The 21138-nt window shown below is 53.1% G+C and carries 17 protein-coding genes; 11 read left to right on the top strand and 6 right to left on the bottom strand.

Annotation, left to right across the window (positions count from 1 at the left end; translation table 11 throughout):
• Positions 1-454: 454 nt before the first annotated feature.
• Positions 455-1924, bottom strand: a complete 1470-nt coding sequence (gene guaB / locus EFA69_RS00810; protein WP_123131195.1) for an IMP dehydrogenase — start codon at positions 1922-1924, stop codon at positions 455-457.
• A 158-nt stretch (positions 1925-2082) separates the two neighbouring features.
• The gene (locus EFA69_RS00805) at positions 2083-2403 is read right to left on the bottom strand and encodes a rhodanese-like domain-containing protein (RefSeq protein ID WP_123131194.1); all 321 of its coding nucleotides are present in this window, start codon (positions 2401-2403) and stop codon (positions 2083-2085) included.
• Positions 2404-2561: 158 nt separating this feature from the next.
• Between EFA69_RS00805 and pnuC the strand changes: the two genes are divergently transcribed.
• The 5 genes from pnuC (at position 2562) to EFA69_RS00780 (ending at position 7134) form a co-directional block, all read left to right on the top strand.
• Positions 2562-3173, top strand: a complete 612-nt coding sequence (gene pnuC / locus EFA69_RS00800) for a nicotinamide riboside transporter PnuC (RefSeq protein ID WP_123131193.1) — start codon at positions 2562-2564, stop codon at positions 3171-3173.
• Between the two features lie 625 nt (positions 3174-3798).
• Positions 3799-4662, top strand: coding sequence for a phosphatase PAP2 family protein (locus EFA69_RS00795; protein ID WP_123131192.1), 864 nt, complete (start codon positions 3799-3801; stop codon positions 4660-4662).
• A gap of 211 nt (positions 4663-4873) precedes the next feature.
• Complete coding sequence (locus EFA69_RS00790) at positions 4874-5632, top strand: DUF2490 domain-containing protein (RefSeq protein ID WP_148041219.1); 759 nt, start codon at positions 4874-4876, stop codon at positions 5630-5632.
• A 90-nt stretch (positions 5633-5722) separates the two neighbouring features.
• Entirely contained in the window at positions 5723-6256 is a 534-nt protein-coding gene (locus tag EFA69_RS00785; protein ID WP_123131190.1) for an AAA family ATPase, read from the top strand.
• A complete protein-coding gene (locus EFA69_RS00780; protein WP_123131189.1) occupies positions 6253-7134 on the top strand; it encodes an aldose 1-epimerase family protein in 882 nt (293 codons plus the stop codon). Before EFA69_RS00785 ends, EFA69_RS00780 begins: the two co-directional genes overlap by 4 nt.
• A 62-nt stretch (positions 7135-7196) precedes the next feature.
• On the opposite strand, the gene EFA69_RS00775 is transcribed toward EFA69_RS00780, so the two are convergent.
• The gene (locus tag EFA69_RS00775; protein ID WP_183906648.1) at positions 7197-7853 is read right to left on the bottom strand and encodes a porin family protein; all 657 of its coding nucleotides are present in this window, start codon (positions 7851-7853) and stop codon (positions 7197-7199) included.
• Between the two features lie 180 nt (positions 7854-8033).
• On the opposite strand from EFA69_RS00775, the gene EFA69_RS00770 reads away from it, so the two are divergent.
• Positions 8034-8243, top strand: coding sequence for an alkylphosphonate utilization protein (locus EFA69_RS00770; RefSeq protein ID WP_123131187.1), 210 nt, complete (start codon positions 8034-8036; stop codon positions 8241-8243).
• A 91-nt stretch (positions 8244-8334) separates the two neighbouring features.
• Here the strand turns inward: EFA69_RS00770 and EFA69_RS00765 are convergent, their stop codons facing one another.
• On the bottom strand, positions 8335-9183 hold the full coding sequence (locus EFA69_RS00765) for a penicillin-binding transpeptidase domain-containing protein (RefSeq protein ID WP_245964456.1): 849 nt from the start codon (positions 9181-9183) through the stop codon (positions 8335-8337).
• Positions 9184-9337: 154 nt separating this feature from the next.
• Here EFA69_RS00765 and EFA69_RS00760 point away from each other — a divergent pair, with 154 nt between their 5' ends.
• Positions 9338-9772, top strand: a complete 435-nt coding sequence (locus tag EFA69_RS00760) for a hypothetical protein (RefSeq protein WP_123131186.1) — start codon at positions 9338-9340, stop codon at positions 9770-9772.
• Positions 9773-9873: 101 nt separating this feature from the next.
• Here the strand turns inward: EFA69_RS00760 and EFA69_RS00755 are convergent, their stop codons facing one another.
• Positions 9874-10389 (bottom strand): nuclear transport factor 2 family protein, encoded by a 516-nt coding sequence (locus EFA69_RS00755; RefSeq protein ID WP_123131185.1) that lies wholly within the window; start codon positions 10387-10389, stop codon positions 9874-9876.
• 48 nt (positions 10390-10437) lie between these two features.
• A complete protein-coding gene (locus EFA69_RS00750) occupies positions 10438-11037 on the bottom strand; it encodes a hypothetical protein (protein WP_123131184.1) in 600 nt (199 codons plus the stop codon).
• A gap of 300 nt (positions 11038-11337) precedes the next feature.
• Between EFA69_RS00750 and EFA69_RS00745 the strand changes: the two genes are divergently transcribed.
• The 4 genes from EFA69_RS00745 to EFA69_RS00730 all read left to right on the top strand — a co-directional run bounded on the left by EFA69_RS00745 (position 11338) and on the right by EFA69_RS00730 (position 21032).
• Positions 11338-12297, top strand: coding sequence for an N-acetylmuramoyl-L-alanine amidase (locus tag EFA69_RS00745; protein ID WP_123131481.1), 960 nt, complete (start codon positions 11338-11340; stop codon positions 12295-12297).
• Between the two features lie 174 nt (positions 12298-12471).
• Positions 12472-14796 (top strand): penicillin-binding protein 1A, encoded by a 2325-nt coding sequence (locus EFA69_RS00740; RefSeq protein ID WP_123131183.1) that lies wholly within the window; start codon positions 12472-12474, stop codon positions 14794-14796.
• A gap of 956 nt (positions 14797-15752) precedes the next feature.
• The gene (locus EFA69_RS00735; protein WP_221175643.1) at positions 15753-18833 is read left to right on the top strand and encodes a T9SS type A sorting domain-containing protein; all 3081 of its coding nucleotides are present in this window, start codon (positions 15753-15755) and stop codon (positions 18831-18833) included.
• Between the two features lie 567 nt (positions 18834-19400).
• The gene (locus EFA69_RS00730) at positions 19401-21032 is read left to right on the top strand and encodes a GMC oxidoreductase (protein WP_123131181.1); all 1632 of its coding nucleotides are present in this window, start codon (positions 19401-19403) and stop codon (positions 21030-21032) included.
• Positions 21033-21138 lie beyond the last annotated feature (106 nt).

The following is a 21138-nucleotide window of genomic DNA, read 5'->3' as shown; positions in this document are numbered from 1 at the left end:
GTGAAACTTGCCTGCTGGTGCTGGTTAGGGTTTAGCTGTGCGTGAATACGATATTCTGCCTAAAAGTAACTAAAAAAAAGTTATGTTCTTCCAGTGGCTGCACTGCCTGTCTGATCTCCTCTACACATAAAAAATACGGCAGTGGAAACGTCGGCGAAGCGAAAATAGCCGAAGAATATATAGCAAACGATAAATTTTTAACAATGATTCACTAGGCAAGAAACTAACCTTTGTTGCAAGGGACGGTTGCTGGGCTAAAGAAGGTTTAACGCCTAGAAGATGAATGAGTTAGTGCCTGGAGATGAATTTGCGTTTAGCGGCTCTTTTTTTAAAAAGAAGGCGAAACCAGAAAAGCGAGTTGTCTTGGTTTACCCGTAAGGATAAAAAAGAAACGCTGTGCCCCAGCGGGAGGGACACAGCGTTTTGTAGGAAAGCAGGGGCAAATGCCCAAAGACTAGCGGCTATAGTTAGGCGCCTCACGGGTAATCTGCACGTCATGCGGATGGCTCTCGCGCAGACCGGCCCCGGTGATTTTTACCATTTTGGCTTTCTTCAGAGAGTCAATGTCTGGAGCGCCGCAGTAACCCATGCCGGCTTTAAGGCCACCTACCAACTGGTAAAGCACCTCCCCAGCCAGGCCTTTGTACGGCACGCGGCCCACAATGCCTTCGGGAACCAGTTTCTTCACGTCGTCCTCGGCATCCTGGAAATAGCGGTCTTTGGAGCCTTCGCCCATGGCCTCAATGGAGCCCATGCCCCGGTAGGTCTTGAACTTACGGCCTTCGTAGATCTGCATGTCGCCGGGAGCTTCCTCAGTACCAGCTAACAAAGATCCGATCATGATGGTGCTGGCACCACCGGCAATGGCTTTCACCACGTCGCCGGAGAATTTGATACCGCCGTCGGCAATGACTGGTACGCCCGTGCCTTCCAGGCCTTTCACGGCCTCAATTACGGCAGAGAGTTGCGGTACGCCAATACCGGCAATAATGCGGGTGGTACAGATAGAGCCCGGACCCACGCCCACTTTCACGGCATCGGCACCAGCATCTGCCAAGGCTTTGGCGCCTTCGGCGGTAGCCACGTTGCCGGCAATGAGGTCCACGTTAGGGAAGGCTTCTTTGATTTTGCGCACCGCGTCCATCACGCCTTTGGAGTGGCCGTGGGCGGTGTCTACGCTGATCACGTCTACGCCAGCCTCTACCAGGGCACTGATGCGGTCCAGCACGTCGGCGGTGACGCCCACGGCGGCCCCAACACGCAAACGCCCGAACTCGTCTTTGCAGGCGTAAGGGCGGTGTTTGCGCTTGAGAATGTCTTTGTACGTGATGAGGCCCACCAGTACGCCGTTGTCATCCACTACCGGCAGTTTCTCAATTTTATATTCCTGGAGGATATCCTCGGCCTTGTCCAGCTCAATGCCTTTGGGGGCGGTTACCAGACGGTCTTTGGTCATGATCTCAGAAACCTTCACGGAGTAATTTTTCTCGAACCGAAGGTCACGGTTGGTGATGATGCCCACCAGTTTCTTGTCTGCGGAAACTACTGGAATACCGCCAATCTTGTGCTCCTTCATCATCTGGATGGCGTCGCCCAGGGTGGCGTGCTCGTCCAGCGTGACGGGGTCCAGGATCATCCCGCTCTCTGAGCGTTTCACTTTGCGCACCTGCTCGGCCTGTTGCCTGATGCTCATGTTTTTGTGGATGAACCCAATGCCGCCTTCCTGGGCCATGGCAATGGCCATGTCAGCCTCGGTCACGGTGTCCATGGCCGCGGAGATGAGCGGAATGTTCACCCGGATGTTGCGCGTGAGTTGGGTAGAAGTATTGGTGTCTTTGGGAAGTACCTCAGAATAAGCGGGTAATAAAAGAACGTCGTCGTAAGTCAGGGCTTCGAACAACAGATTAGGAGCGTGAGACTGCATGGCAAATAGCGTATATGGTATTTGCCACGTAAAATTAAGGGAAAAGTTGAATATCCTAGTGTTTCAGGAAAAACTTTCTTTAAGAACTTGGCGGTGGGGCTAGCCGGGCGGGCCGTTTAGCGGCCATTTTTCCAGAAACAGGCGAAAAGCGGTATGGTTTAGTATACCGGAAACGCGGGATCTACCTCCAGCGCCCACGCATGTACGCCGCCTTTGAGGTTGAGCAGATGGGGGAAACCGTGGCGCTGCTGCAGGAACAGAAGGGCCTGGGCGCTCCGGAAGCCATGGTGGCAGATAAGCACGGTGGTTTTGTCTTTGTCCAGGGTGGCGGCTTGCTTAGAAAGTTCGCCCAGCGGAATGAGTTGGCCGCCCAGGTTGCAGATGGCCCATTCATGGGGTTCGCGCACATCAATGAGTTGCAGGGGCTCCTGGTTGTCCAGGCGTTCTTTCAGTTGTTGGGGCGTGATCTCTGGGAGCATGGGGCAAAGATAGGCCAAAATATTTTCCTGAAATGGCCCGCCGCCGGTACAAGCTGTGCAGAAGCTTCTATTTTTGCGGTGTTTCCCCTGCCCGTTCCCGTTTAGGGGCTCTTTTTGGAAAAACAGCCCCTAAACGGGAACGGACGTAAAGGCTTTCTATGGATTTTCTCTCGCCCAGTCAATGGGATCTGGCATTGGTCACCGAGGTGGTGGGCGTGGTCACGGGCTTGTTGTGCGTGTGGCTGGCGGCCCGCCAGAACATCTGGACCTTCCCCATCGCGCTCATCAGCGTGCTCCTGTACATCGTCATCTTCTACAAAGCCCGCCTGTATGCAGACATGGGCCTGCAGGTCATGTTTGCCGTGCTCAACTTCTACGGGTGGTACATGTGGCTGCACAAAGACAAACAGCGGGTCGAGCGGCCGGTCTCCAGAATGACCTCCCGGCAGTGGGGTTGGCTGCTGCTGTTTGTGCCGGTCTTCACCCTGGGGCTAGGCAGCTACCTGCACCACAACACAGACGCCGACCTGGCCTACTGGGATGCCTCCACCACCGCCGTGAGCCTGGGCGCGCAGTGGCTCATGAGCCGCAAAAAGCTGGAGAACTGGCTTATCTGGCTAGTGGTGGACGCCGTGTACGTGCCCATTTATATTTACAAGGAGCTGTACCCTACCGCCGGGCTGTACCTGCTGTACCTGGGGCTGGCCTGGTGGGGCTACCTAGACTGGAAGAAAAGCATGACCGCCTCGCCGCAGGAGGCAGCCCGGTAGCCGCTAGTTCCTTTCTTCCCCGGAAGGGCTGCCCGGTGCTTTTGCAGAGCATCGGTTATCATTCACCATTGTTATTTTGTGTAATCCTGCTGGGTTTCCAAGTATTGCTTCGCCTCATAAGTCAGGTTGTGGGGCGCTCTTGGTCTTCTCAGGAAAGAGTGGCTTGTGCGGCGCGCGCATACCAGTTTGTCAATTTTGATCGTTGGTGTGGTAAAGGAATGTGCCCGCTTGTGCCCATGCAAAAAGTGAGGAAGCCAGAGATTTCACCTCCTGGCAGGGAGGAAAAACGCTGCAAATTGTGAATAATGAATGATGACGCATTTGCCCCTGCCGCCAGGGTTACGGTGGCGATTTAGATAGATTTCCTGGAAAACCCGAGGCCGATGGCCCTGGGTTTTCTTTTTAGCTAGGAGTTGGCCTTAAGACGTTTAGGGGCTCTTTTTCGCAAAACAGACCCAAACCAGAGGCTGCATTTTTCAGTGGGTGAGCTGTGCAGGCAGGCAGAAGGGGCAATTTCAGGGGGCGGTGAGGTATAATCCAATAAAAATAGGCCCAAGAAGTAACCCTTTGCCGTTTCTAACGATTAAGCAGAAGATTACTTTCTCATCCCTCAAACTGTAGGCTTATGAAAAACATAGTACGTTTCTGGCTTGCCCTCACTTTTTGCATAGGTTTGTCTGGTCAGGAGTTGATGGCCCAGGAGGCAGATACGCTCAAAAAGTACCAGGACCCGGTGGTGGCGGCAGACACCTTGAAGAAGTACCAGGACTCTGTCACGGCTCCCGGCGCCAAGGCTCCTTTTTTCAAATCGAAAGCGTTTAAGGCCACCATCATCCCCACCATCCTGATTGCCTATGGCTTGACTACCATCAAAGACAACGGGATTTACAGCAGCTATGACGCCAAGCGCGATATTCAGAAGCACTTCCCCAACTTCAGGACCAAGGTAGACGATGTGCTGCTGGTGATGCCGTACGTGGAGCTGGCGGCGGCCAACCTCTTCAACGTCAAGTCCAACAATGACTTCCTGAACACGTCCATCCTCATTCTCAAGGCCGAGGCCATTTTTGCCGTCACGGTCTTCGGGATAAAGCAGGTCTCCAACCTGGAGCGGCCTAACGGCGAGAACCGCGAGTCCATGCCCTCTGGGCACACGGCGCAGGCTTTTTTGGCGGCCTCCATCCTCAACTCTGAGCTCAAGCACAAAAGCCCCTGGTACGGCATTGGCGCGTACACCATTGCCACCAGCGTGGGCGCGTTCAGGATGCTCAACAACAAGCACTGGCAGTCTGATGTGTTTGTGGGCGCGGGCATAGGCATGTTGTCTTCGCACCTGGCGTACCTGTCGCACCGCAACCGGTGGGGCCGCAAGCCTACCATTGTGATGTCGCCGGCCTATATCTATGGGGTGCCGGGCTTCTCCCTCACCATGAACCTAGACGATTACCGCAACCGCAAAAAGGGCTCTAGTTTCTACAGAGCAGAATAGATGCGCTGCCGGTAGCCTTTGACACAGGTTGACTGGCGCAGAGAACCCACGGCTTTGGCGGTGGGTTTTTGCGTTTTATCACGTTTAGGGGCTATTTTTCCGAAATCTGGATAAAAACAGGCCAAATTGCCCGCAGTTGTTAATTTTGCCCCGCCTGCCGCCGCAACCCCTGAAGCGCGGCCGGGTTTGCCACGCTTATACCTTTTATGCTATGAAGAAAATTCTCCTGTTGCTCTCCCTCGCCTTTGTCTTATTGCTGCCAGAGGCTTCGGCCCAGAATAACAGAAGGCATGACACCAACTTCAACGGCTGGTTCATGTACTTCGGAACCCACAAACTGACCGATAGATGGGGGCTGCACACCGAGTTCCAGCTCAGACGTTACAAAATAGTCACGGAGGCCCAGCAGTTCATGCCCCGCCTGGCGCTGGTGTACAACCTCTCTGACCGCGCCTCCTTGGCCGGGGGCTACGCCTACGTGCACACCTATCCGTACGGAGACAATCCCGCCGCCGATGATTTCCCGGAGCACCGCACCTACCAGCAGTTGCAGCTCAGGGACAACCACGGCATCTTTACTTTGCAGCACCGGTTCCGGCTGGAGCAGCGCTGGATTAAATTTGCCGGGGCCGAGGATTACACTTACCTCAACCGCGTGCGCTACCAGTTCAGGGCTACCATTCCGTTGCAGGGCGCTACGCTAGAGGACAAAGAATTCTACCTGGGGCTGTATGACGAGGTGTTCGTGAACTTTGGGCCCAACGTGACCAACAACATCTTTGACCAGAACCGCGCCTATGCCGCCCTGGGCTACCGTTTCCACAAAGACGCCACGCTGGAGGTGGGTTATCTGCACCAGCACGTGGCCCAGCGCAACGGCGTCTGGTTTGAGAACAACCACACCTTGCAGGTAGGCCTTACCTATAACCTTGACTTCCGGAAGAAAGCCCCCGTAACCCCGGCTCCGTAAGCTGATCTTCTTTTTATTTCCTTGCTTTCCGTTTAGCGCCTGTTTTTCCAAAAAGAGCCCCTAAACGGAAAGCTTCTTAACCTGAGCAGTTTGATCAAGATCGCCATCACGGGCCCCGAAAGCACCGGTAAATCAACGCTGGCCGCGCAGCTGGCACGGCATTACGGCGCCCCGTGGGTACCCGAATACGCCCGCACGTTCCTGAACCAATTGGGCCGCCCCTACCAGGCCCCTGACCTGGACACCATCGCCCAGGGGCAGCTGGACCTCTGGCAGGCCGAGGCGCGGGAAAATCCGCCGCTGCTGTTCCTGGACACTGAGTTGCTGGTGCTCAAAATCTGGTCTGAGCACGCTTACGGCAATTGTTCTCCCTTTATTCTGAATGAACTCAAACGGCAAGCCTGCGACCTGTACCTGCTCATGGACGTAGATTTGCCCTGGCAGCCAGACCCGCAGCGCGAGCACCCGCACCTCCGGCAGTTTTTCTATGACTGGTACAAGCGTGAGTTGGAACAGATGGGCGTGCCATTCGTAGAGATTTCTGGCTCCGCCGAGGTCCGGTTCCAGAACGCCGTGCAGGCCGTGGAGCACCTCAGAAACTCAACCTTTACCTCTCCCTCATGAACACCACCTATCTGGAGAACGACTATGTGCGCGTGTGCGTGAAAAGCGCCGGCGCAGAACTGTGTAGTTTGGTCAAGAAAGACGCGGGGCTGGAATACCTCTGGCAAGCCGATGGCACCTTCTGGAACCGCCACGCGCCCGTGCTTTTCCCTATTGTGGGCCGCCTGCCCCAGGACCAGTACCTGCACCAGGGCCAGACCTACCAACTGCCGCAGCACGGGTTCGCCCGCGACCAGGAGTTTACGCTGGTAGAGCAGCAGGCAGACCAACTGGTGTATGAACTGACTTCCTCCGCTGAAACCCTGAGAGTGTACCCGTTCCACTTCGCGCTGCGCATTTCTTACCGGTTGCAGGGCCAGACGCTGGAGGTGAAGTGGCAGGTACAGCATACCGGCGAAGGGGAGATGCTCTTTTCCATTGGTGCGCACCCCGCATTTAACGTACCGCTGCTGCCGGGGCAAGAGTTTGAAGACTATTACCTGGAGTTCTCCCAACCCGAAACCCTTTCGCGGTACCTGCTGGAAGACGGCACCGGTTTGCAGAACGGGCTCACGGAGCCGGTCCTGGACAACATGGCCGTGCTGCCGCTCCGGTATGAGCAGTATAAGAAAGATGCGTTGGTGTTCAAGGGCTTCCGCTCAGAGCGCATCACCCTCAAATGCGACCGGCACCCTCACTTTGTGCAGATGCAGTTTGCCGGTTTCCCGTTCCTGGGTATCTGGACCAAACGGGTAGGCGCCCCGTTCCTGTGCCTTGAACCTTGGTACGGCATTGCGGGCAGCGCGGGGGCACCCATTGAACTAAGCCAGAAAGAAGGGATGCAGTCTTTAGGCGCGGGAGAAACCTTTGAAGCCGCTTACTCCATTACCATAGGCTAGTTGCGTTTAGGGGCCGTTTTTTCAAAAACGGCCCCTAAACGCAATGCCTCTTCCGGTAAGTTTTATTTCAGTTGATAACTCAGGCCCAGCAACAGATGGGTGGCATTGGTCTTGGTTCTGCTGGCGGAGTCAGGGTCTTTTGTGATGTTGAGGAGTCCCAGGTTGTGCCGCAATTCAAGCTTCAGGCCTAGTGCGGGGGAGAGAGGCCGGTAATACGCCATACCGGCGGTGAGCCCGGCATCCAGCCGTCTGTAGTAAGACGTAAACTCCAGTTGCTCCCCTTCGGCGGCAAGTTCCTGGCCCAGCAAGAATCCGGCGTAGGGCCCTGCCGCCACGTGCAAGCCTTTCACGGGCGCCGGTACCTCCAGCAGAACCGGTACCGTGAGGTAATGGAAGCACTGCCGAATGGTGTAGTGCTTTTGGCCAGTGGCCTGCTGGTCAAGGTTATACTCCACGTAGCTGCCCTCTTCTTTGTTGCCTTTGTTTTCATACAGCAGCTCGGCCCGCAGAAATACTTTGGAAAGCCGGTACCGCAGGAATCCGCCGCCGGCAAACCGGACATCGGCGGGAAGCTCACGGGCGGTTTCGTTTCCGCGCAGGAACGTGCGGCTGGGGCCGGCCTGCAACCCTATGAACCATCGGCTTCGGTCAGGCGTTTGGGCCCCGCAGAGAGAGGAAAGCAGCAGCCCCAGAAAAAGGAATACGTATTTATACTTCATGCCCTGAGGTTTATACGGGAATACGAGCCTAACTTCAATCCAATATAATTTGTTCCGGCAAAATGCAGATGGCCCGCCGCCACATTGTTGGGATACCTCTGCAAACTCTGTAGCTTTGCGCACCGGCACGTCTGGTGAACTCCGGCCCGCCATATTCATTTCATACCCACATAAGTACACATGGAAGTAAGAGACAGCAACGGAAACCTGCTCAATGAAGGAGACACGGTTACGGTAATCAAAGATCTAAAGGTGAAGGGCTCCTCTTCCACCATCAAGCGGGGAACGGTGGTCAAGAACATCCGGCTCACCGATGACGAGGCAGAGATTGAAGGCCGGGTGGAAAGAACCGTCATGGTCCTGAAAACCTGCTTCCTGAAGAAAGCATAGCAGAAAAGGCGCCCTACGGCGCCTTTTCTGCTATGAAGGTTAGGCTGGTTTGGCGCTGTTTTCCCAAAAAGAGCCGCTAAACGGGTTTTGCTTACAGGTTGGGCAAGATGGCCAGTTGCTGGAGTATCTGCTGGGTAATGGTTTTGCGGCAGGCCGCGAAGTTCTCATTTTTGGTAGCCTGGTCTTTGTGCAGCCGCGTGGCGAAGAAGTAGACGTTGCCTTTGGTTTCCACGTAGCCTACCCACCAACCGCTGCTGGTGCCGCCGTAGCTGGTGAGGCCGGTTTTGCCGCGCAGGGTGTAGTCTGAGGTTTGCTGGGCCACCATCATCTGCTTCACCTTCTGGATGTTTTCTTTCCGGAACGGCAGCTTTTCCTCGTGGAACTTCCGCAGGAACTCAATCTGGTCTTTGGGAGAGATGGCGAAATCTCCGTAGTTCCAGAAATCGGCGCCTTGGCCGTTCCTAATCTTCCCGTTACCGTAGCCACAGCGTTTGAGGTAAGACCGGTACTTGGCCTTGCTTATTTTCTGGGCCAGCCGCACATAAAACCAGACCGTGGAGTTGGCGAAGGCGTTTTTCATGTCAGTGTCGGCGTTCCAGGCGGGAACGTCGCGGGTCTGTCCGTCCCACGGCAGGACTTCGTGCTCGTCCCGCACGGCTTTCTCCTCCAGCAGGATGAGGCTGTTCAGGATTTTGAAGGTAGAGGCCGGCAGAGAAGCCCGCTCGGCATCCTGGGCATGGGTGTACGTCCACTGGTTCTTCCGGAGGTCATAGACGGTGGTGCTTCCTTGGATTCCGCACTCCCGAAACGGTTTCTGCAAGTCCTGGGCAGGGGAGAGGAACGGCAGAAACAGGGCCAGAAGTACCGGTAAAATTCGTTTTGTGGTGGTGCTGAACATGGTGGGTAACAAAGAAGATAACTGCGCCCCTAAAGTAGTCACCTTCGCGGCACTTCCCCTGCTTTTGCCCACTTAAAAATCGGCTTGCCGAAAGCCCAGTAATACCTGCACATAAGTTCCTGGGATTATTTCCGGAATTGATACAAAAGCGTACATTTATGTAATTATATGGTCTAGCTCCCCTACGAGCCCTTCTATGCGCGAAGAAATTCAGAATTCATTTGGCCGTACCTTCTATGTGATTGAGTACAAACCTGAGCAGGACTTTATTGATACGGTCTGGCTGGGGTATGCCTCACAGAATGATCTCCGGAAAGCGTGCGAGGTAGGGCTGCAGATGCTGGAGCAAACCAACTGCCCCTACAAACTCAACGACAACAGTGAATCTGCCGGCCCCTGGGCCGATGCGGTAACCTGGCTGGAGAAAGAGTGGCTGCCCAGAGCCGTGAAAGCGGGCCTCCGCTACTTAGCCCACGTGGCTCACAAGCATTCTTACGGTGAAACAGCCGGCGAAGCCATGCAGGTGAGCAAGATTGGCGAAATGCTGGAAGTGGGCGTGTTCTCCTCCAGAGAAGAGGCCCTGGCCTGGCTGAAGAACTGCCAGCTCAAACCTACTGAGGCAAATGCTTAAAGTCTGTTTAGCGGCCGTTTTTCCAAAAACGGCCGCTAAACGCTATTCATTCTAGCTGAGACTTTGCCTTGCTGCTCCTTCTGTGGGAGCTTTTTCTGTTTCTAAGGTTTGGTTCTGGCGGCCTGCGCGGCTTTCAGGTCACAGCCTTCTTTGCGGCGGGTGTCTGAGATGCTGAAGATCTTCCAGCCCTGGGGCGATCGGTACAGCTGGAACGCATCTGCGCCGCAATGGCTGAACGTGTCTCCAATGTAGAACGCGTAATCGCACCACAGGGTGGCCAGATCACCGTCAATGTTCACTTTCACGCCCCAGATGCGCTCGTCCAGTACCTGCGGGTGCTTCTGCCCAATCATCTCCACAAATTTATGCATGGGCGTTTCCCGGGGGAGCACCTGCCCGTCTTTGCCGCTGGCCACCGAATAAAGCTTGGCGCTGGGGGCCAGTACCGAGCGGGCCAGGGTGCTGTCGCTGGCGCGCATGGCGTCAAAGAGCCGTATCACGACCGCCTCTACCGCCCTGGCGTCTGGTGAGGAAGAGGCCGGAGGCGATTTTTTGGTTTGGGCCAGCACGCTGCCGCTAAACAGAAGAACGAAGGAGAGCAGGAAAGGAAGTTTCATGGCAGGGCGAGGTTGGAGGTGAACAAATGGCAACGGAAGACGCGGGTATTAGAGGAACACCAGACGGTCCTGGAGCAGCGCCCGGAGCTCGGGCGGCAGCCCGAAATGGGTGTCCATGAAATCGTCCAGAATCTGGCGGGTGTGCGGCGAGATCAGTTCCTGCATTTGGTCCATGGCCTGGGCGCTGAGGAAGTACGGCATGTAGGTGTAGAGCAGGTCGCCGCCATCGCACTGGGCGCAGATCTGGTACTCGGTGCAGGCGCTGCGGGGCGTGCCGGTGACCAGGCAGTGCGCGAGCCAGTTGTCTAGCCGCAGCGGGTCTGGCAAACTGAGCAGCGCTTCGCGGCGCGCCACCAGGTCTACCCGCTCCCTGAAAAAGGCCTCTATGCGCTGCCGTGATTCCACAGACAGTTCTTCGCGCAGCTGCTGGGCGCAGGTAAGGCACATGGCGTACTCAAAGATGACATCCTGCACGCCCGCGTCTGGGTACACCCGTACGGCTTTCTCCACCAGATACCCCACGCCGTCTTGCAGCAGATGACACTGGCAGGTAAGGCACGTGTCAAACGGTTGCCCCGTGGCCATGGAGTGGAGTTCCTTGGGAATAGGCTCAAATTCATGTCCTAACTGTAGCGCGGGTAAGTCCATAGGCGTGCGGAAAGAATAAAATAACGACCTCCTAATGTAGCAGTTTGGCGGCAGCCGGAAAAGCGAACCCCGCAGTTTTTGCCTTATTTTGGAAAAACGGCCGCTAAACGGCCAAGGTCAGAAAGTTGCCCGGTAGAATGCTGCGCGGTCAGACAGGGAGGGATTGCGTTTAGGAGCCGTTTTCTGAAAAAGAGCCCCTAAACGCAAAATTCCGTCTGCACCGGCTCATCTGCGGTGGTAGGGAAAAGACTGGCAGGCAAAGGAAATTTTAGCATCTTTGGCCTCCTGACTGAACCAACTATGAAACGCATTTTCTCCCGCGCGGCGCTGCCGCTAGGCCTGAGCCTGTTCCTGGCCGCCTGTTCCCCCAACCCGTATGCCATCACTAACAAGGCGTACAAGAAACAGGTGAAAACCTATGCCAAAACGCTGCGCCAAACACCGGTCGCCAACCCCGGCGAAGACAGCCTGCGGCAGGGCGACCAATGGGTGGGCACCACCAACTTCAACATGCGCAAACCCAATTACGTGGTCATCCACCACACGGCGCAGAACTCAACAGAGCAGACCCTTAAGACCTTTACCATGCCTAAAACGCAGGTGAGCGCGCATTACGTGATTGGCCGCGACGGCAAAGTGTACCACATGCTCTCTGATTATCTGCGGGCCTGGCACGGCGGCAGCGGCAAATGGGGCAACACCACCGACCTCAACTCCACCTCCATTGGCATTGAGCTGGACAACAACGGCGCGGAGCCCTTCGCCGATGCCCAGATCAGCAGTCTGTTGCAGGTATTGGCCATCCTGAAGAAAACCCACGGCATTCCGGCCGCTAACTTTATTGGGCACTCAGACATCGCGCCCAGCCGCAAAGTAGACCCCAACCCCACCTTCCCCTGGAAAAGACTGGCCGAGGCCGGTTATGGCATTTGGTATGACGAGGATGCGGTGCAGAACTCCGTGTTTGAGCAGGTGATTCCGCCGTTCCAGGATTCGGTGGCGGTAGCGGCGGCAGATTCAGCGGCGCGGGTGCCCGCTGCGGCGGTGCTGGACCCGGCCGTGCTGGGAGTGGCGGCGGTAGACACCATTCCGGCCTCGTTTCAGCCCAAAGACGCCCTGCGCATCATTGGCTATGACGTGAAGAACCTGGATGCGGCCATCAAGGCGTTCAAGCTGCACTTCATCCAGAAGGAAGTGAACGGTATCCTCACAGACCATGACAAGAAGGTGTTGTATCACTTGTATAAGAAGAGTCTGTAAAAAACGAAGTATTTTAACCCCGTAAATTGGGCTGATGGACGGAAGATGCTTTCTGTTTTTAGCCTAATTTACGGAAAACAGCCCCTAAACCCGTTTGCAACTTCGGGAAACCCAACACTTTCCCGTAACTTTGGGCGTTTTGAGAAGGCGGGTTCTGTGCCCGTGTAAAGCCGCATGCCAGAAGAACAGAAGATCAAAGTTCCCCGTACCAGATATAACAAGTGGATCCGTGCCCTTTGGAAGACGTTTGCCTTTGGGGTGCTGTTCATTGTCCTCTATTTTGTTTCCGTAGACCTCAACCTGTTTTACCTGTTTGGGGCCTCGCCGGGTCTGGACGACCTGGAGAATCCGCAGAATAACCTGCCCTCACAGATCTACACCTCAGACGGCGTGCTGGTGGGCCGCTACTTCAGGGAGAACCGTGACCTGGTGCCGTTTGACAGCATTGCGCCCGTGATGGTGAAAGCGCTGGTGGCCACTGAGGACGAGCGTTTCTACGAGCACCAAGGCATTGATCCTATCTCTGTGCTGGCTGCCATCAAAGACAACCTGCGCGGCGAGTCAAGGGGCGCCTCCACGCTCACGCAGCAGCTGGCCAAGAACCTCTACCGTACGCGTACCAAAGACACCAAAGGCATTCTAGGCCACGTGCCGCTGGTTTCTACCATTGTGGCCAAAACCAAAGAGTGGAACACCTCCATTAAGCTGGAGCAGCGCTACACCAAAGACGAGATTTTGGGCATGTACCTCAACACCGTTGATTTTGGGAGCAATGCCTTCGGGATAAAAGTGGCCTCCAAAACGTTTTTCAGCACCACGCCAGATCAACTCAAAACCGAGGAAGCCGCCATGCTGGTGGGCGTTCTGAAAGCGCCTACTACGTACAACCCTCGGTTTAACCCTAAAAACGCCTTGGCGCGCCGCAACGTGGTGTTGCAGCAGATGGCCCGCAACAAAGTCATCACTTCGGCCCAGGCCGATTCCCTGAGCCAGCTCCCCATTGAGCTCAAATACCACGTGGAACAGCACCTGGATGGGGTGCCGGCCTACTACCGCCAAGCCGTGAACGAATTCGTGCGTAAGTGGGCCGAAGAGAAAGAGCTGGACATTTACGCCGATGGCCTCAAAATCTACCTCACCATTGACTCCCGCATGCAGCGCCTGGCCGAGGAAGCGTTGAAGGAGAAAATGAAGAGCCTGCAACGGCGCTTTGACAGCCACTGGCGCGGCCGCAACCCTTGGGTAGATGACAAGGACAAGGAAATTCCGGGGTTCATAGAAAGCGCCATCAAGCGTACCGGCGTGTATCAGTCGCTCAAAAACAAATACGGAAACGACGAAGCCGCCATTATCCGTGAACTGAACACGCCTAAGAAGATGACCGTCTTCAGCTGGAAAGGCCCCCAGGAAATGACCATGAGTTCCATGGACTCCCTGCGGTACTACAAGAAATTCCTGCGCGCCGGCATGATGACCATGGATCCTTTCACGGGGCACATCAAAGCCTGGGTGGGCGGTATTGACTATGAGAACTTCAAGTATGACCACGTGAAGCAAGCCAAGCGCCAGCCCGGTTCTACGTTTAAGCCCTTTGTGTACGCCGCCGCCATTGACGGAGGCTACTCGCCCTGTGACAAAATCCAGGACCAGCGGGTCACCATCAAATACGTGGAGAACGGCAAGCCGATGGAGTGGACGCCCCATAACGCAGACCACTCCATCTCCGGTCGACAGATGACCTTGCGCCACGCCATGGGCCGGTCCATCAATACCGTGACCGCCCAATTGACGGAGGCCATAGGACCGGAGACCGTCCGGAAGTTTGCCCGCCGCCTAGGCATCACCAGCCCCATTGAGGCCGTGCCATCCATTGGGTTGGGGTCTTCAGACGTGAGCATCTACGAGATGGTGAACGCCTACAGCACTTTTGTGAACAACGGTTTCCTGAACAAACCTATATTGGTGATGCGCATTGAAGACCGCAACGGGAACATTATAGAACAGTTCAATCCGCAGCAGAAACGGGTTATTACCGAAGAAACCGCCTTTCTGATGGTGCACATGCTCAAAGGAACCATGGAAGAACCCGGCGGTACCTCACAGGCCCTCTGGGAATACGACCTCTGGAAGAAAGGCAACCAGATTGGCGGCAAGACCGGTACTACCTCTAACCACTCAGACGGCTGGTACATGGGCGTAACCAAAGATCTGGTGACCGGCGTGTGGGTAGGCGGCGAAGACCGAAGCATCCACTTCCGGACCTCGGCCACCGGCGAGGGCTCTAAAACGGCACTGCCCATCTTTGGGCGGTTCATGGAGAAAGTGTACCGTGACCCAGACCTGGGCATCAAGCTCGGTACGTTCCCTAAGCCGGCGGTAAAGATCAAGAAGCCGTACAATTGTATTACGGTAGTGCCACGTAGACCTAAAGTAACCGATTCAACGGCCGTAGACACCATGCTGGAGCAAATGAACGACAGCGTCTCCTCACAGTTTTAGGCGTTTAGCGGCCCTTTTTCCAAAATTAAGCCCAAAACAGAACCCTCCTCTTTGTTCACAGAATAAGGGGGAGGGTTCTCTGTGTTTGTACCGCTTGGAAGTGAGACAATGGATAGATGAGCCGGTTGCTGGTACAGTTTGCCCTTTGAGGGGTGTTATTCTAGTTAAACAACGATGCCTTTCTACATACTTATTTTAGTTCATAGCTGATGATTGGGTGAGGTAGTGATATGATGGAAATATACTGCCTACCTTTTCTAAATATATAGTTTTAATAGTAATTGTGAGGTTAGACATAGCTGAAATTGACAATGTATTCAATGAAGTCTGGAAATTGAGTATAAAGTAGAATTATACAGCGTTAATAGCTTGTTAATTTTTCCCATTTTGGGAATTTGTAACTGGGTAATTGTTAGAAAAGTATAAAAATTGTGTATTTTATTTAGAGTGAATTAATTATGCTTTTAAAGCTTGTAAAGTAAAAAATAAATTGTCTAGCTTTGTGTATGATATGCCTGTTGAGGTTTTAATGCATTGAAAATGAATAACAATGTAATGAACTAAAGACCTTGCGGTTTGTGTATATCTTAATATAATTAAAAAGCGTGGTTGAATTTTGTGTGTTGGAATGTGATAGGAATAATGCTGGATTGATCCCTTCTTTTGTCTTAATCTTTAGCTTGTGTATAAGCTTGTGATGCGTCACAGGTAATGCAAGTATCTAAGGATTGATCTGCTCTCAAATTTGCTTTAAAAGAAAAGGTATTTCTGTTTTAGAAATGGTTTTCTGGCAGTGAAAGAGCTTTCCATTTCTTTCATGCAGGTTCATCTGCGTTTCCTTGTGTCTCTAGCCTTTTATCAATTGTTTTATAGCTTTTAGTATAATGTACCCCTTAAAATCTAAGTTAATTAATTTCCTTTTGCTGGCTGTCTCGTGCCTGGTCACGATAGCGGCTGTGTCACAGGTAATCGCAGAGTCTGCTTTGAAGGTTGTCTCTATCAAACCAAGTATCAATACCGGGCAAGATTACTCCCCCTGGTTAGATGAGAACTTATCTAATCTGGTGAAAAGTGTCTGGGCGGCCAACAACAACCAGTATGTAGAGGTAGTGCTTGCGCTGGAGAGCAAGAGCACCGTAACCAGAGTTTCCTTGTATGATCATCAGGGCACCTTCACTACCAATCCGGCGTATGTCTATGCCCAAAACGGATCTGAAAAGGTTTTGATTGGCACTTTTGACGGGAAAGAGTACCTGAAATGGGTAGATTTAAAACCCAGTGCTCCGGTAACGGCAGAGGCTATCATCATCCGGAAGTACGGGAACAACATTCCGCAGAAGGTGAAAATATACGGCCAGGCAGGAACTACCACTGCACCGCCGGCTCCTGCGCCTTCACCTGCTCCGCAGCAGGCCGTGATCACGTTCAACGCGCTTCCTGCCAGAAAAGTGGGAGATGCTCCCTTCGTGTTAAAGGCCACCAGCACCAACACTGCTACCCCTATTACGTTCACGTCCTCCAATAAAGCCGTTGTAACTGTGGCTAACACTTCCAAAGGTTGGGAAGCTACCATCATAGCCGCCGGAAACGCAAACATTACTGCCGCACAGGCCGCTGGGAATAATTTCACCGCCGCCAGCAATGTGACTAGAACCCAGGTAGTGGAAGCGGCCGCTGTTACAGAGCCAACACCAGCACCCGCTCCGGCCCCAGCCCCAGCACCCGCTCCAGGCACCGGAACAGTAGTACAAGGCGATATCCCCTACAAAGCCTACTGGGGGTACCACAAAGACAACAGCACCCAGAACATGGAGGCATTGTTCAACGAAGTGGTGAAGGAGAATGTGCACATGGGCTTCTCTGAGATGCTCACTGAATCTGACATTGTACTCAGTTTTCCAGACCAGATGGAGGTAGAACTGCAGCGTATCAGCTTTTATGACGGCGAGGGATCACTTTCCTCTGATGCTACCCTGGGTACTATCTTCATTGAAAGAGGCACCGGCAAAGAAATCAAAGGGCCAGATTATACAGGCAGTGAGTACAACAAATGGCTAGACCATACCCTTGGCACACCGGTAAAAGTGAGTGCCGTAGTCCTCCGGAAAAAGAAAGGGGCCCGTTTGCCAGATGAGATCAAGTTCTACGGCAAGTATAAAACGTATGCCGCGCCCACGTATGTGAAGCCCGCCTATGCCCTGAAACGCTTATTGGGAATTAATACGTATCCCTATGATAACTACAGCAAAGAAGCTGATGTGCAGAAGAAGAGAACAGCGGCCATTGCTCCGTATCATCTGGTGAGAGACTATGTAGACTGGGGTATTTTGGAAACTTCTGAGGGAGAATATGGCTTCAGCCCCACTTTGAAAGGTACCTGGCCGTTAGATGAAATCTATGCCCGCCACAAGGCCAATGGCAAAGAAGTATTGGTGTGCCTTAAGAACATCCCGGAATGGTTGAAGAGTACTTATCCGGCGGCAATTCAGTCGGAAGAAAATGCTCCCATGCCGTATAAAAGCACCTACACCACCGTTTCCGGCGGAACTACTAATTATTTCAACGCCCAATATGACGCTGATAAACTGAAGCCAGCCACGTATCTCAAAGTTGCAAAACTGGCGTTTCAGTTTGCAGCCCGCTATGGGGCTAATACTAGTGTGAACCCGGCACTGGTGAAAGTGACTTCCAAAGTGCAGTATGCCGGCGCGCCAGCCAACAAGGTGCAGATTGGATTGGACCTGGTAGATAAGATGGAAGCCAACAATGAGGCAGACCGCTACTGGAAAGGCCGTCAGGCGTACCAGAACAGCGATGAATACGCTGCTTACCTCAGCGCCTTCTATGACGGACACATGGGAACCTTGGGAGCTGATGTAGGAGTAAAACAAGCCGATCCGAACATGATTGTAGTCTGCGGTGGTATTGCCTCTACTAAAACTGCTTTCTACCAAGGCATAGTGGACTGGTGCAAGAAGAACCGGGGCTATCTGCCAGACGGACGGGTGAACCTGTGCTTTGACGAGATCAACTACCACGCCTATAACAATAACCAAGGGGGTGACCAGTATGCCGGAGGACCTCGGGTTGGGGTGGCGCCAGAACTTTCTGTGGCTCCCTCTAACATTTACAAGTTCCACCAGGTGAACAAAGAGTTTATTGGAGGCTTGCCTATCATCATCACAGAGACGGGGTATGACTGGAACAGCGCCACCCAGGGTACCAAAGTGATTGGAAGCAAAGATAAATTTGCAGTGCAGGGCGATTGGATTCTGCGCAGTTCACTGGAGTATGCCATGTCTGGTTTGTCTGGCCTGTACTTCTACCAGTTGTATGACGATGGCAGTGGCTCCAGCTCCAACACTACCCAATACATGACCAGCGGCCACGTAGAGCGTAATACCTTCAAACGTCGTCCGGCCGCCGATTACATTGGCCAAGTGGGGAAACAGTTCGGGGATTTTGTGCCCGTGGAGCGTTTGAGCAATGACCCTAGAGTAGACAAATACCGCGACAATGGCGGGAAGGCCATGTTCGCTTGCTGGATTCCGGACGAGAAAGACAGACGCAGCGATTATACCCTCAACCTGGGCACCGACTCTGCCAACGTGTACACCCTGCAAATAGGGAAAGAAGCGATGGCGGTGAAGCGTATGAAGACTAATTCCGGTAAAATCACCTTGACCTTGACGGAGACGCCGCTGTTTGTAGAGGCTGCCGGTAAACTACTGGTTTCGGCTACCAAGTCCAGTGAGATCCAGATGGAGACACCCCAGTCTAACCGCTTGGCTGTATATCCTAATCCATTCGCGCAGCAGGCTACTTTAGAGTTTATGCTGGAGGAAGACGGTGAGGCTGTACTGGATCTGTATGATGGGCAGGGAAGAGTAGTGAAGCGCCTTTTTGTAGGAAAGATAGAAGGTGGTGTAACCCAAACAGCGCAACTGAACGCAATAGGCTTGGCCAATGGTGTGTACATTGCCCGCTTAACTACAGGTAAAACCACGCTCACCCAAAAAGTTCTGCTCATGAACTAACCCGCTCCGGGGATAAAGCTGGGAAGTACTTTTTCTGAGAGGTAAACGCAGTTCTGTTTATGAGTGAAACGAATAATTCAGATAAAGCCAAACAGTAGCTTTGAGTTACTTCTTGGCGTGCCAAATAGAGAAATACAGTGCCTTTTTGGGAAAAGAGTAAGCGATTGTGGAAAAGGAGTAGAGACTGACAGTTATGAATTTTAGAAAATTAGGCTTTACCGTAGGGGCCTCAATTGCTATAGAGATCTTTTTATTAAAAATTTAATAAATTTATAATAAATATTCATATTTTTTTGTCTGGGGGAAGCAACTGGCTTATTTATTGTTCATCAGGTTCTTGCGCAGCGGCTAGTTGCTTTTTCTACTATAGAACTAGATATAATCACTCCTAAAAAAGCATTTACCAATTCAATTACTTGTAACCAAGCATACCATCAAGCAAATCAATTAGTAGCGTTGGGGCCGTGCCAACTTCAGGAAGATGTCTGAGCTTGGGAGGAAGAGGTCAAGAGAGAGAATTTTCTGCTTGTTGAATGAATATTCCAGAGCTATGTACTCATACTGCTAATGATCGTATCAAAAGAACACCTCATTCATGGGCAGGAAATCTCTGCTGACCTCTGCATTATTGGAGGCGGGCCTGCCGCTATTTCGGTGGCTTTGGGCTTTGTGTCTTCCAACTATAAAGTGGTGTTGGTAGCGGGTGGAGACTGGAGGCAAACCTGTATCAATAGAGATCTATACAAGGGAGAAGTCTCGCCGCCCGGGTCCCATGAGCCGCCCGAAAGAATGCGACGCAGGCAGTTTGGGGGTGGTTCAGCGGTGTGGGCAGGGCGTTGTGTTCCGTTTGATCCTATAGATTTCAGATACAGGCCTTGGGTGCCAGAAAGTGAGTGGCCCATTGCCTATGAAGAAATGCTGCCCTATTTTGAGAGGTCCTGCGGTATTTGCCAGATAGGCTTTTTTAAGTTCAATGCCCATGAGGTATTTCCTGCCCGGCAGAAAGAAATCATTCCCGGTTTTGACTCGTACGCCTTTGTCTCAAACAGCCTGGAGCGATACAGCACGCCTATCAATTTCGCGAAAGCCTACAAAGAGCAGTTAGAACAGAGCTCTGCCATTACAGTGCTGCTAGACAGCCACGCGGTGTCTCTGCAAATGCAGCATGGTGGAGAGAAAATAAGCAGTTTGCTTGTGGCGGCGGGCACTTCCACTATTCAAATTACGGCGGGCAAATACGTGCTCGCCTCCGGCGGAATAGAAAACCCGCGGCTGTTGCTGGCATCAAGGAACAATTATTTCCCCACCGGCATTGGCAACCAGCATGACAACGTGGGCCGGTATTACATGACCCATATCACGGGTACTTACCTGCAGGTAAATCCGGTGTGCCGGGACAAAATTCTGTTTAACTATGAGAAAGACAGCCAAGGCATTTTCTGCCGGCGCCGGTGGTGGGTTCCTGAGCAAACCCAGGAAGACCTAGAACTCCTGAACACCATCTTCTACCTTTCTTACCCTACCAGTACCAACACAGAAAAAGGCTTGATTTCTTCGGCGGTGTATGCCGCAGCCAAGCATCTCTCTGAGGTAACCGGGCTGCGCCAATTCCTCAGGAAAGAGATTCAGCGCATGAGCAGCATTCCCCCTAGGTTGGAACGACTCTACAACTTGGGGCTTCCGGCCATGCTGCCCTCTAAGAAGAGTAAATACTGGGGTCTGTTCTTTTCTGCGGAGCAAGTACCTAACCGGGAGAGCAGAATCACACTTGCCAAAAAGCAGCTAGACGCGTTTGGCATGCCCAGGGTAGACATCCAGATTGCCTTCAAAGAATGTGACGTGGAATCACTGGTGAAAGCGCATAACCTGTTCGCCGATAGATACAGGGAAAAGAAGCTGGGGGAGATACGATACTCGGAAGAAGGCTTTAGGGCTTATCTGAGGGAGAGGTTCCGCAGTTTCAATTCATACGCACACCACATGGGCACTACCAGAATGGCAGACATCCCGGAGAAAGGGGTGGTAGACCGAAACGCCAAAGTGTTTGGAGTAGACAACCTGTTTGTGGCGGGTGCCTCCACGTTTCCTACGGGCGGGCACGCTAACCCCACGGTAACGGTGGTGGCGCAGTCTTTAATGCTGGCCGACCACCTGAAAGAAGTTCTTGCGTGCAGGAGAGAAACGGTTACAATGACGTGAGAAGGGAAAACAGGCTCTGGTAAAATGAACCATAGACGCTGCGTTTAGCGGCTCTTTTTCCAAAAACACCGCCAAACCAGAAGAGGAGCAAGTGAGTTTTGATGGA

This window comes from Rufibacter immobilis (genome assembly GCF_003721565.1).
GTDB lineage: Bacteria > Bacteroidota > Bacteroidia > Cytophagales > Hymenobacteraceae > Nibribacter > Nibribacter immobilis.
The sequence above is the reverse complement of the archived record's forward strand: the minus strand, read 5'-3'. Positions and strand labels throughout refer to the sequence as shown.